Source organism: Candidatus Zixiibacteriota bacterium (assembly GCA_040752815.1).
Taxonomy (GTDB): Bacteria; Zixibacteria; MSB-5A5; order GN15; family FEB-12; genus JAGGTI01.
Window position 1 is genome coordinate 1 of record JBFMGC010000066.1, and the last position, 13053, is coordinate 13053.

The following is a 13053-nucleotide window of genomic DNA, read 5'->3' on the forward strand; positions in this document are numbered from 1 at the left end:
CCGACACCGCTCTCCGTTTTACGCGAGATCCGAGTGCCAGAATGAATGTCCCACCCGTTGAGTGGGGTACAAGTGTATGAAACGTTGCGACGGTGTCGGGTTTCTCACTCCAACGGTCAATGTTCGGAACCCGACCTACAGGAGCTCAGTCCCGTCCCTTTTTCATCGGGCCGGGCCCGTTGTTGTCACCTCGGCCCGGCCCGCCTCCTTCAATTATAGCCGAGATATGTCGATACACAGAAAGATGATATCAGCGGATCAAACTCCCGTTATCGAGGCACTTGAGGCTCGTCTGGAAGAGCAAAAAGCCCAGCTTCGGGACCTGGCCACTATGGGCGCGGTGGTCACGTCAATTCTGGAAATCGATGCGGTGCTATCCGTTACGATGGATATGGGCATCCGCCTGGTTAATGGCGAAGTCGGTCTGATCCTCCTTGAGGAGGGGGGCGAACTCAAGAACAAAGTATGCTGGGGCGTCAGCGAGTCGTTTGTGAAATCGCTCCTGTACGAGGATGGACTTGACATTGCCAGTTACTGCTTCGCCCGAAAGGAATCCGTAGTCTTATCCGACCTCGGGTTGAAATCGGAAAGCGGCATGGTGCTTCAGTCGGTCATGGCCTGTCCAATTCAGACTCAGGAGAAGTGCCTGGGTGTCATGACCGTTATCAACAAATTCGGCGGCGGGGATTTCACTGAGTCTGACCAGGAGTCTTTGTCCATGCTGCTGAACTTCGTGGCGGTTTCTGTTGAAAACTCCCATCTGGTTAAAGACAAGCTGAAACAGCAGAAGATTGCCCAGGAGATGGCGATCGCCAAACAGGTGCAGGAAACAATTCTGGCCGACGATGTGGGCCAGATCAGCGGCGCCGAGATCGGCGCGGTATATTTTCCGGCCGGAGAAGTGGGCGGCGACTTCTATGATGTGCTCAAACTGAGCGACAGTGCGTTCATGGTGGTGCTGGGGGATGTCTCGAACAAGGGCATACCGGCGGCGCTGGTCATGTCGGCCTGTTCCGGTGTAATCAAGTCGATACTCGACGGTAACCCCGGAATCACGGTCTCAGAGCTCGCCCGCCGCGTTAACAGGCTGATGGCGGGGTCGATTATCAAGGAACGTGAAATGTTCGTGACCATGTTTTTCGCCCGGTTCGACCTGGAGCGGATGACCCTAACGTACTGTAATGCCGGACACCTCCCGGGCCTGTTCTGGGACGAGTCCTCGCAGGCCATAGTCAGTCTGGCCGACGGCGGGTCGATCGTGGGACAGTTCGCCGAGGCCGAGTACCGTCAGGGCGAGCGACCGTTGCGCTCGGGAGACCGGCTGTTTCTGTTTACTGACGGCCTTACCGAAGCGGCTGATTTCGATAATAAGCTGTTCGGCCGCGAGCGAGCCGAACAGGTATTCACCAGTGAAATCGAGCTGCCTCCGAACGAGTTCTGCCACCGGGTAAAGGAATGGGTGGATCGGTTCTCCGAAGGCGCCGCCGAGGACAGCCATGACGACTTTACGATACTTCAGGTCCTGGTGAAATAAACATGCCGAGCTATACTTTTGCATACCCGTCGACTCGCGAAGCCAACGACCGGATGTTGGACGACCTCCGACGCAAACTCGGCGAAGACCGGGTCGATCCGGATCTTATCAACGGGATAAGTCTCACGGTGTCAGAGGCTTTCACCAACGCCGTCATGCACGGAAACCGCGAGGACCGAACCAAGAAGGTTACTTTGCTTCTTCAAGTAAACGAGTGCGAAATAATTGCCGATATAATCGATGAAGGAAGTGGCGGACTGGAGCGGATCAATTCCCGAAGACCGCCGGCCGTCTATGACGAGGGCGGGCGGGGGATCGATCTGATCCGATACTACGCCGACGGTTGTCGATTTAGTGAAACGGCCGACGGTGGTTTGCGGGTAACCGTCCACTTCCACAGAGCGCGAAAAGACGAATATACGGTTTAGCGTAGTATCCCTGGAGGATGTAATGGAAATCCAATTGCGCGAAGAGCACCACCTGGCGGTACTCTCCCTCAAAGGCCGACTCGACCTGGCCAGTGGAGCAACTCTGAAAGAGCACCTCAAGCGTCTCACGGCCAGGAATATTGTGCAGGTTCATTTGAACCTCGCGGAAGTTGAGTTCATCAACAGTTCAGGCCTTGGTGCGCTGGTGTCAATCATGAAAGAGGTCCGGCTCCAGAAAGGGCGATTGACGCTCTCCAATCTGGTCAGCTACGTGCAGGAGATCTTCGAAATCACCCAGTTGTCTCATATCTTCGAGATTTACTCCACCGAGGAAGAGGCGCTGGCTACCTATCAGATCGCCGTGGTGCGTTAAACCCGGCAGTTCACCAAGGGGACACCGATGAATCACGCTACGGACCATGTCGGCCAATTGCTGGTCCGCCTGCAATCGCCCGACGCCGGCGAACGCGAAGAGGCGATCCACGGTCTCGGCGCCAGCTCCGGCGACGAAGCCGTCGCCGGCCTGGTGCTGGCTATGGAGGATCCCGATCTCGGCATCCGCGAAATTGCCGCCGACTACCTGGCGAAGCTGAAGGGCGAGACCGCATCGCAGCTGCTGATTCGGTTTCTCGCCCATGATGATATCGGCACCCGTAATCTCGCCTCGGAGGTGCTGGTCAAGATCGGGGCCGAGGCGGTCCCCGCGCTGATCGAGAACGTCGAGTGCGACGATCACGACGTCCGCAAGTTCATTTGTGACGCACTTGGCCTGATCGGGGACCGCCGCGCCGTTCCGGCTCTGTGCCGTCGTCTTCATGACCAGAACCTCAATGTCGTGTGCGCGGCGGCCGAAGCGCTTGGCAAGACCGGCGATCCGGAAGCCGTAGATAGTCTCATCGCAGTGTCGCGAAAAATCCCCGACGCTGTTCTGCCCGCAATCGAGGCTCTCGGCAAGATTCGTGATCCCCAGGCGCTGACTTACCTGTACTCGTGTCTGAAGTCGTGCGACCCGATGGTGGTCCTGGTGGCCATTGAGGCGACCGGACAGATTGGGCAGGCCGGCTCGGTCGAAGTACTGGCGCCGTTTCTTGACTCGCGCGAGCGCACGGTCTCCGAAGCGGCAATGGCCGCAATTATCACCATCAGCCGCTACAATGATGACCGGATCAACTTCGACCTTCCGCTCGACAAATTCACCGATTTCCTCTTCGAGGGCATTAGAAACAGAGATCGGGCGATTACCGCGTTCACGCTCTCGCGGCTGTCCCACTGGTTCGGCAGCAAGGTGGTTTCCGGCCTGCTCGATGTGATCGAGTTTGTGGAAGAGGACGAAGTCAAGCGGATCACGCAGTTGCTGGGCGAGATCGGCCCGGCAGTGGCTGTGCCCATCCTGGCGCGCTTGCCGAAGGCGTCGATTGCCCTTCAAATCAGGCTCCTCGATATCCTCACGCAGGTGTGCGATGAGACAATTGCCCCGGACCTGTTGCCGTACGCCCACCACCAGGATCCGGAAATCAGGCAGCGCGTGGCCCACCTTCTGGGGACCTCGGGTCACACCGGGGCTGTCAAGACTCTAAAAGCGCTGGCGGCGGATACTAACGGACACGTGCGGGCTGCGGCCTATTCTGCGCTCGGTTGGCTGTGTACCGAGGAAGACACCGATTTCATCATGGGTGGGCTTGACGACAAGTATTCCGACGTGCGCGAAGCCGCCGTGGGTGCGTTGATCATTATTGGCGGTCCGCGGGTGGTCGCCAAGCTGACTGCCGATCTCTACCACGAGGAGGCCGAAAGGCAGCGTCTGGCGGTGACCGCGCTGGGGTGGATCGGTGAGGCCGAAGTGGTGGGACCGCTTCTGAAGGCTATTAATCATCCGGACGCCGGCGTGCGCAAGTCGGCGATCAATTCGCTGATCCGCATTGGTGAAGTGGGCAATATCGGGCCGATTCAACTGGCCCTGAGCGACGAAAACAGCGGCGTGCGCAAGGCGGCCGTTTCGGCGCTGTTCGCCCTTCGAGGAGTAGAGGCGATCAAGGATATCGCGGTGCTTTTGAACGACGACGATATCTGGGTGCGCTATCACACTATCAGCGCTATCGGCGAAATGGGCCGGCCGGAACTGGCGGAGTACGTGATACCCTCGCTGCAGGACAACCTTGATATTATCAAACTTGCGGCGGCCAAGGCGCTGGCGCAAATGGGTTGCCGCGAGGCGGCGCCGTTACTTAACCAGCTTAGAGACGACAAGAACCGTGACCTTGCCGACATCGCGGAAAAGGCACTTGACAGCATAGGAGGGAAAAGGTCATGAACAAACCTTCAATCCTGGTAGTGGATGATGAGCTGCTTATACGGGACCTGCTCTATGATTTCTTCACGAGCCAGGGCTGGGATATCTCAGTGGCCGAGGACGGCGAAAAAGCGCTGGCCATGACGCGCGCCCGGAAATTCGACCTGATCCTGACCGACATTAAGATGCCTCAGATGGACGGCCTCGCGCTCTCCAGCCATGTCAGGGAATCGTACCCGGCTATGCCGATCGTCCTCATGACCGGATTTCCATCGGTGGATTCAGCCGTGGCGGCGCTCAGGACTAAGGTGGACGATTACGTCATCAAGCCGTTCAATATAAACCAACTCCACAAACTGCTCGAGTCCAAGCTGAAGGCCGTACGGGACTAGGGGGCTCGTACCGCGCGACCAACAGGGGTACGCTGATATGATGTCCGACGGTAGCCGGGGACTTCAAATGTCACTGGATGAGTTCCAGATGATCCGCGACTTCATCCATGAGAAAAGCGGTATCTATTTCGCCGAGAACAAAATGTACCTCGTGCAGAATCGCCTCGAAAAACGGATGACGGAACTGGACATTAAAACCGTCCGGGATTACTTCTATCACGTCAAGTATGATATCTCCCAGCGCGAGTTCAACCGGCTCATGGTGGTAATGACCACCAACGAAACGAGTTTCTACCGCAATGAACCGCAACTGCTCTGCTTTTCCGATGAAGTACTGCCGCTATTGCTCCGGGAAAAAACGCAGTCGCGCGGCAACCGAACACTGCGAATCTGGTCGGCCGGCTGTTCGACCGGCGAAGAACCGTACACCCTGGCTATTTTGATTTTGGAGCGATTGAAGAATCCGACCGGTTGGAATATCGAAATCGTCGCCAACGACATTTCCGAAGACGTCCTGCAAAAGGCGAGAGTCGGCACCTATTCCGGCACCACGATCCGCAACGTGAACCCGGACATACTGGCCCGCTACTTCACCCAATCGGGCGACAACTACACGGTAAAGCCGGAGGTCAAGGCGCTGGTCAAGTTCAGCCAGATCAATTTGAACGATCCACACAAAGTGGCGATGATGACCAACATGGATGTCATCTTCTGCCGCAACGTGATGATATATTTCTCCGACGGCGTCAAGAAGCAGATCGTGCGCGGGTTTTTCGATTCACTGGTACCCGGACGCTATCTGTTTATCGGACATTCCGAAACGCTTCACGGCATTTCCAAGGCCTTCAAGCTTATCTATTTCAAGAATGCTCTCGTATACCGCAAGGACGTGGAGAAGGCCAAGTCGAGCGGGACACTCGAGACAAGCCGGGCGGCCGACGTGCTCGCAACTGTCGGCGCGACTGCGACCGCGGGAATGGCCGGCGGGGCGGCCCGGGTGCTGGACCTACTCAGCAAGATTAAACCTATGACGGTAAAGAAGTGATACAGGCCCAAACTAGTCGCATGGGGATACTCAGATGAATCAAACCATTCTTGTGGTCGACGATTCGCCGACCGTAATCAAGTTCCTGGCGTTCTCGCTGAAAAGCCAGGGTTACCAGGTGGTATCGGCCAGCGACGGCATGGACGCGCTGGAAAAAATGTCCGGGTTGTCGACCGATCCGGACCTGATCATCACCGATCTGAATATGCCCAATCTCGACGGATACGGATTGATCGAGGCGGTCAGACAGAGTCGGCGGCAGATGCCGATAATAATACTGTCGTCAGAGGAGGACGAAGCAGACCGCGCAAAAGGCATGGCCGTGGGCGCCAACTCCTATATTGTCAAACCGTTCCGCCCGGACGTGCTATTGTCCGAAGTGTCCAAACAACTGAAGCGCACATGAGGTAAGTGGTTTATAGAAGGAGAAGGCCTGTGTTTGATCTAAAAATACTGGCGGTGGACGACAGCCCGACCATGCGGCGGATCATCATCAATACGCTCAAGCGCGCCGGGTTCAATCATGTCATCGAGGCCAGCGACGGCAAGGACGCCCTGGCCAAAATGAAGGTGGAAAAGCCCAATTTCGTCATAACTGACTGGAATATGCCCGAGATGGACGGGCTTACTTTTATCACTGCACTACGGGCCATGGACGAATACAAGGAGCTGCCGGTTCTGATGGTGACCACCCGGTCGGTTAAGGAGGACATAGTCGATGCCATGAAGGCCGGGGTAAACAACTATATCGTGAAGCCGTTCACTCCGGACACTCTGAAGGCCAAGATCGAGCAGATGCTCGGCAAGTAGGCCAGGAAAGGAACCCCAGTCATGACATCGACAGATAAACTGCATGAGAGAATGCGCAGCGAGATTACCGCCCTGACCGATTCTATTACCGGGCTCATCTTCAGCTTCAGGAAGCTCCAGCGACCTCTGGTCGAATCGCGGGAAAAGGTCCCCCAGGCGACCAGCCAGCTTGACAAGATTTCACAGCAAACTGAAGCGGTGACGACCCGAATGCTCGAGGTGGTCGAACAGATCGTGCAGCGCGAGGAAGAAGTCATCAGCGGCATAAGTCAAATCCGAACCCAGGTGCAGGCCGGATCGATCTCCGGCGTTCCTCAAATTGCCGACAACCTGATTCGAAAGGCCACCGATAATCTGAACGATGCCTTCCGGATTATTGACTCGTTGCAGTTTCAGGACATCACCGCGCAGCAAATGGATCATGCCGCGTCACTGCTCGACGACATCGAGCTCAAACTGCACGGGATTCTGGATACGCTCGGGGTGGGGGACCAACCGGCGATCGATCCGCCGTCTCGCAAGACGCGGGCTTTTGATCCGCACGCCGACCTGGTCGATCACAAGACCGACCAGAAGGATATCGATTCCCTCTTTGCCAACAAGACCCGATAAGGTTCAAGAGTACGGAAATGGACCAGGATCCGGAAGTTGCCCTCGATGACATGAAGGAAATCATCAATGATTTCCTGATCGAGGCAGATGAGCTGATAGGGTCGCTGGACGAAAACCTGGTAGCGCTCGAAAGCGCCCCGGGCGATCTGGACTTGCTGAACGCCATATTTCGCGCCGCCCACACGATCAAGGGCACATCGAGTTTTCTCGGATTCGAGCAAGTCACCACGCTGACCCACCGGATGGAGGATATCCTCAACCGTCTCCGCAAGGCCGAATTGGCCGTCACACCGGAAATCATGGACGTGCTGCTCCAAGCGGTAGACGTGCTCAAAGTCCTGCTCGGCCATGTCCGCAATCGCACCGGACAGTCAGTCGATATCGACGACATCATCGCTCGTCTGGTGGCCGCCAACGACGGGACGGCCGTTGATTCGGCTGTTGCGCCGGTTCCGCTCACACAGGCTGCGACGGAATCTCATGGGGAACAAGTGCTGTCAGTCCCGGATGCGCTGGCCAAAGCCACAGGAGTTGGCCAGGACGCCCCCGCCGGAAACGCCCTGAGCCAGACCATACGTGTCGATGTCAACCGGCTGGACGCCCTCCTGAATCTTACGGGCGAACTGGTGCTCTCGCGCAACAGCCTTGCTCAAACCATAAGCTCGATCTGCAAGTCAGGCCGGTTGGATGATGCCGGGGAATTGCTGAGTCGCTCGGTGGCCGGCCTCAACTATATCACCGGCGAGCTCCAGTTGGCCGTCATGAAAATGCGGATGCAGCCGATCGGCAAAGTGTTTTCCAAATTCCCGCGCCTGGTGCGCGACCTTGCCCGCGACCTCGGCAAGGACATCGAACTGACCATCGAGGGCGAAACCACCGAGCTGGATAAGTCCGTGATCGAGGCAATCGGCGATCCGCTGGTGCATCTCGTACGCAATTCCTGCGACCACGGCATAGAGACTTCCGATGAACGAACGGCCCTGGGCAAACCGGCCGGCGGCCACGTCGTGCTCAGTGCCAGCCGGGAAGGGTCGTACATGATCATTCGCGTGATCGACGACGGCCGCGGCCTGGACGCGGCGGCGATCCGCGCCAAGGCCGTAGAACGGCAGATGATAAGCGAGGCGGATGCCGCCCGACTGACAGATCGAGAAGTATATTCGTTCATCTTTGCCGCCGGGTTCTCTACAGCCAAGCAGATTACCGACGTCTCCGGGCGCGGTGTGGGTATGGATGTTGTCCGCACCAATATCGAGAAATTGAACGGGCTGATCGAGCTGGATTCTAACCTCGGTTTCGGGACCACGGTCACTTTCAAACTGCCGCTGACACTTGCTATCTTACAGGGCCTGCTGATTGAATCCGACCAGGAGGTCTACATCCTTCCGCTGTCCAGCGTCAATGAGGTAGTCCGCACCGAAAATGCCTCGGTGCACTATGTGAATCAGCGCCCTGTGATGCGGCTCCGCGATGAGATCATCCCGCTCATAAACCTCGGGCGAATACTCCGCAGAAATCCTGCCGGGTTCACGCTCGTCGAGAAACCGTATGTGGTCGTAGTCGCACTTGCCGATCGCAAGCTGGGCATAATGATTGATCGCTTTGTGGGGCAGGAGGAGGTCGTGATCAAATCGCTCGGCGCGTATCTCGGCGCCACTACCGGCGTGGCCGGCGCGACCATTCTCGGTGATGGCCGAATCCGTTTAATAATCGACCTGGCAGGACTCTTCCACTTAGCCTCGGACCTGAGATAAAATGCCTCCCCGGCGCCACGAACAAAAACAGATTCGCGTGGTGGTCGTCGACGACTCCGCCTTCATGCGCAAGGCGATCTCGATGATGCTCGAGTCGGACCCGGCTATAAAAGTGGTTGGAACGGCCGCCAACGGCGAGGACGCGATTGACGTTATTCGGCGCCTCAAGCCGGATCTGGCCACGATGGACGTGGAGATGCCGCGCATGGACGGGCTTACCGCTCTCAGGCGCCTTATGGAGACCGATCCACTACCCGTGATGATGGTTTCGTCCATCACCACCGAGGGCGCCGCGGCCACGCTCGATGCTCTCGACCTGGGCGCGGTCGACTTTATACCCAAGCAAAGCTCCTACGTCAGCCTTGACATAGTGAAGATTCGAGATGATTTACTGGCCAAGATCAAAAACATTGTCGCGCGCAAGCACGTACTGATGGCGCGTCTAAGGGAACGAAAGCGATTCACTCGATCGGCGGGAATATCTCCAGTAGTGCCGCCGCCCGCCGTCAGTCGTCCCGTGTCTGCTGGCCGCAAACAACATCACGTGGATATCGTGGCGATCGGTTCATCCACCGGCGGGCCGCCGGCTCTGCATACCGTGCTTTCGCAACTGCCGGGCAATCTGCCGGCCGGGATTGTCATTGCTCAGCACATGCCGCCCATGTTTACGAAGACACTGGCGGAGCGATTGAATACCCTCTCGCAGCTCCAAGTAAAGGAAGCCGTGGACGGGGATCCGGTCGAACCGGGCCACGTGCTCATTTCGCCCGGCGGGAAACACCTCGTGGTGCGCCGTTATGGTGGCCGCATTCGGGCCTCCGTCACCGCCGACCCTCCCCAGACGCTCTACAAACCATGTGTAGATGTACTGTTCGATTCAGCAGCCGAAACCTGCGGGCAGTCAACACTGGGCGTCGTGCTCACCGGCATGGGCACCAACGGCGTCAAGGGTGCACAGCGCATCAAGTCCCAGGGTGGAGTGGTTATTGCCCAGGACGAGGCCACCTGTGTTGTCTACGGCATGCCGAGGGCCGTAGTCGAGGCCAGACTCGCAGATCACATCGTTCCTCTCGAAAGCATCGCCCCGGAAATCGCAAGCTACTTCTAAACCAAGTTTTAGTTGAAGTGTCCGCGACCGTCAATCTCATTACAGGCTCGGATAGAAAAGGCCTGTCATGGACGACAAACCGGAATACAGTTCTGATTCCTCAATTGAGGCCACGGCCAGTCTGGCCGAGTTTGCGGATTCATACGCCTCTTTCAATCGTATAGTTAACAGCTTGCAGCGCAAGTACATAGAGCTCCGCGAAGAGTTCTCGGCGCAGCAGGAGAAGTTGGTCGAGGCGAACAAACGCTTGGTCGAAATGTCAAGCCGCAATCTGGCCGTCACCGAGTTCCTCAACGGTATTCTTCAAGGCATGGCGGCGGGGGTGATCGCGGTCGACGAACGGGGGCGGATCACCCATTTCAATCCGGCGGCCTCGCTCATGCTTGGTATTCCCGTAGGTGAGCCGACTGGTAGGTACTATCGCGAAGTAATCCCGCCCGGCGAGCCGATCGAGGCGAACGCTCTTCGCGCCACTCAGTCCGGCCGAGCGGTCGATTCCGTGGAGAAAGTTTGGCGTCTGGCCGACGGCACCCGACTGATTGTCTCGGTATCCACCGCAATCATGACTGATGAGCAGGGAAAGTCTATCGGCGCCGTGGAGGTCTTCCACGATCTGACCAAGATCAAGAAAATGGAACAGGAGATCACCCGCCTGAATACGCTGGCGGCGCTGGGCGAAATGGCGGCCGCAGTAGCGCATCAGGTTCGCAACCCGCTCTCGGGCATACTTGGTTACGGATCACTGCTCAAGCGCGATATGGATGAAAACGACTCGCGCCAAAAGCTGGTCAATCGTATTTGTGACGGAGTCGAAACACTGAACCGGACCGTCACCACGCTGCTGGACTATACACGTCGCGAGGAAATCCGCCGCCGCGAAATCGTTTTCCGCGATTTTCTGGTCGAGGCCGTCCGGCAGTTTCACCGCGATCACGAGGGCATGGCCGCGGGAATGAGAATCATCGTTCCTCAGGCCGATCAGGCCGATCCCGCCGGCGTAGTGTGGCTCGATCCGGTGCTCTTTCGCCAAGTGCTGTTCAACCTGTTCTGCAATTCGACCGAGGCGTGCGGCGGAAATGGTGAGATTCAGGTTGAGTATCGCAAGTTGCCTCGCCAGAGTGCAACCGCGCAGTACGCCGATCGGCTGCTCCTGGGACTGGATGAGACGGTATTCGAAGTAATCGTCAGGGACAATGGGCCGGGCGTACCGCTCGAAGCGCTCGATTCGCTCTTCGCGCCGTTCTTCACTACGCGCGAGGGCGGCAACGGGCTTGGCCTGGCTATGTCGTGGAAGATTATGAAGGCGCATGGCGGTGACATCGCCCTCGATCGGGCGTTTACCGGCGGCGCCAGGTTTGTTCTGTTGCTGCCGGTGAGAATCAGTTCCGCGGAGGCGCCGGCGGGATAAGCGACGCTGACATGGAGAGTCGGTTATGCAGTATTCAGTCTTGATTGTCGATGACGACAGGTACGTAAATGATGCGGTCACCGAAACGGTCGCGCGCGCGGGGTTCGACGCGGTGCCGGCTTATTCGGGCGAGGAAGCACTGGTCAAGCTCAAGGGGCGGGCATTCGACGTCATCCTGACGGATCTCAAGATGCACGAGATGGACGGCATGGCCGTGCTGGAGCACACCAAGCGGCTCCACCCGGACGCTGCGGTCGTAATTATGACTGCCTACGGCACGGTGGAGAAGGCAGTCGCTGCCATGAAGCTGGGCGCGTACGACTTCCTGCTAAAACCGGTCACGCCGGCTACCGTGGAGCACATTCTCAAACGCATCACCGAGGTGCTCAGGCTGCGCCGAGACAACGAGCTCATGCGGCGGGATCTGACATCGAAGTTCCAGAACATGGTCGGCAAATCCAGGGTAATGCGCGAAATCTTCGACCTGGTTCAGTCGGTGGCGAAGGCCAAGTCCACCGTGCTGCTCACCGGCGACTCCGGTGTCGGCAAGGAGCTGGTCGCGCGAGCCATTCACTACTGCTCCGAACGGGCCGAGGCGCCGTTTGTCAAGCTCAACTGCGCTGCTATCCCGGAGACTCTGGTCGAGGCCGAGCTGTTCGGTTTCGAAAAGGGCGCGTTTACGGACGCCAAGCGCACGCACCGCGGGCGATTTGAGCTGGCTGATCAGGGAACGCTGCTGCTCGATGAAATTTCCGAGATGCCGCTCAACCTGCAATCGAAACTGCTGCGCGTGCTGCAGGAGCGGGAGTTCGAGCGGGTCGGCTCGGCGCAGACGATCTCGGTCGATGTCCGCGTGATTGCCACGTCCAATCGCAACCTGCGCGAGTACATCATGCGCGAAAAATTCCGCGAGGATTTGTACTACCGCCTCAATGTCATCCCCATTCATATCCCGCCGCTCAACGAGCGTGCCGAGGACATCCCGCTGCTCGTTCAGCATTTCATCGAGAAGTACAGCGCAGAAAACAAGAAGGGGATAAAGGGGGTCGACGAACGCGCGCTAAAGCTGCTGGTCGGATATCACTGGCCGGGAAACGTGCGCGAGCTTGAGAACATGATCGAACGCGCGGTAGTGACTACTCGCAGTGACATGCTTACGGAGAGCGACTTCCCGATCGAGTTGTCGCTGGGTGGAATCGAGGCGGTGGAGGGTGCTCTCAAAATTCCCATGAGCCTGGAAGAGGGGAACAAGTACCTCATCCTGAAGACGCTTGAGAAATTCAACGGCAACAAGACGCGTGCGGCGGAAGCGCTGGGGGTATCGGCGCGCACGATACGCAACAAACTCGCCGAGTACCGCATCCGCGAAGAAGCCAAGCGGTAAGTGAACGCCATCAGGTCGTGTTCGGAAGGCCTCTGGCCTACGGTAATGTCCGGAGAAGGGTGTAACGGCCGGCCGCATTGCCGTCTTTTCGCTTGCATCACACACCTGCGTAGAGTATTCTGTTGTCGGATGTTGGGCGGGTTTGCTTCATACCCGCCATCGGTGACTGGTGGCCCACAGCTTGCTGTGGGTGGGCAGAACTGAAAGCACGGGAGGTCGCGATGGTAGGAATCAAGAGTACAAAAGTAGTGATTATGGGGGGGGGTATTGCTCGCCTGTGTGGCCTAT

General features: G+C 57.7%; 13 protein-coding genes. All 13 read left to right on the top strand.

All coding sequences use genetic code 11. The features are described from left to right. Positions 1 to 226 precede the first annotated feature (226 nt). The 13 genes from AB1772_12105 to AB1772_12165 all read left to right on the top strand — a co-directional run bounded on the left by AB1772_12105 (position 227) and on the right by AB1772_12165 (position 12765). A complete protein-coding gene (locus AB1772_12105; protein MEW5797084.1) occupies positions 227 to 1534 on the top strand; it encodes a GAF domain-containing SpoIIE family protein phosphatase in 1308 nt (435 codons plus the stop codon). A gap of 2 nt (positions 1535 to 1536) precedes the next feature. Beyond that, positions 1537 to 1962 (top strand): ATP-binding protein, encoded by a 426-nt coding sequence (locus tag AB1772_12110; GenBank protein MEW5797085.1) that lies wholly within the window; start codon positions 1537 to 1539, stop codon positions 1960 to 1962. 22 nt (positions 1963 to 1984) lie between these two features. Continuing rightward, positions 1985 to 2335 carry an STAS domain-containing protein gene (locus tag AB1772_12115; protein ID MEW5797086.1) on the top strand — a complete coding sequence of 117 codons (351 nt, stop codon included), beginning with the start codon at positions 1985 to 1987 and terminating at the stop codon, positions 2333 to 2335. A 27-nt stretch (positions 2336 to 2362) separates the two neighbouring features. Then, on the top strand, positions 2363 to 4273 hold the full coding sequence (locus AB1772_12120) for a HEAT repeat domain-containing protein (protein MEW5797087.1): 1911 nt from the start codon (positions 2363 to 2365) through the stop codon (positions 4271 to 4273). Next, entirely contained in the window at positions 4270 to 4644 is a 375-nt protein-coding gene (locus tag AB1772_12125) for a response regulator (protein MEW5797088.1), read from the top strand. The genes AB1772_12120 and AB1772_12125 overlap by 4 nt, the downstream gene beginning before the upstream one ends. A 67-nt stretch (positions 4645 to 4711) precedes the next feature. Next, positions 4712 to 5689 carry a protein-glutamate O-methyltransferase CheR gene (locus AB1772_12130; GenBank protein ID MEW5797089.1) on the top strand — a complete coding sequence of 326 codons (978 nt, stop codon included), beginning with the start codon at positions 4712 to 4714 and terminating at the stop codon, positions 5687 to 5689. A 34-nt stretch (positions 5690 to 5723) separates the two neighbouring features. Continuing rightward, positions 5724 to 6095, top strand: coding sequence for a response regulator (locus tag AB1772_12135; protein MEW5797090.1), 372 nt, complete (start codon positions 5724 to 5726; stop codon positions 6093 to 6095). A gap of 29 nt (positions 6096 to 6124) precedes the next feature. Beyond that, entirely contained in the window at positions 6125 to 6499 is a 375-nt protein-coding gene (locus AB1772_12140; protein ID MEW5797091.1) for a response regulator, read from the top strand. Between the two features lie 21 nt (positions 6500 to 6520). Continuing rightward, a complete protein-coding gene (locus AB1772_12145; protein MEW5797092.1) occupies positions 6521 to 7111 on the top strand; it encodes a hypothetical protein in 591 nt (196 codons plus the stop codon). Between the two features lie 17 nt (positions 7112 to 7128). Further along, complete coding sequence (locus tag AB1772_12150; GenBank protein ID MEW5797093.1) at positions 7129 to 8865, top strand: chemotaxis protein CheA; 1737 nt, start codon at positions 7129 to 7131, stop codon at positions 8863 to 8865. Position 8866: 1 nt separating this feature from the next. Next, positions 8867 to 9973: a chemotaxis response regulator protein-glutamate methylesterase gene (locus AB1772_12155; protein MEW5797094.1), complete on the top strand. Its 1107-nt coding sequence runs from the start codon at positions 8867 to 8869 to the stop codon at positions 9971 to 9973. 67 nt (positions 9974 to 10040) lie between these two features. Continuing rightward, complete coding sequence (locus tag AB1772_12160) at positions 10041 to 11381, top strand: ATP-binding protein (protein MEW5797095.1); 1341 nt, start codon at positions 10041 to 10043, stop codon at positions 11379 to 11381. A gap of 25 nt (positions 11382 to 11406) precedes the next feature. Beyond that, positions 11407 to 12765 carry a sigma-54 dependent transcriptional regulator gene (locus tag AB1772_12165; protein ID MEW5797096.1) on the top strand — a complete coding sequence of 453 codons (1359 nt, stop codon included), beginning with the start codon at positions 11407 to 11409 and terminating at the stop codon, positions 12763 to 12765. Positions 12766 to 13053 lie beyond the last annotated feature (288 nt).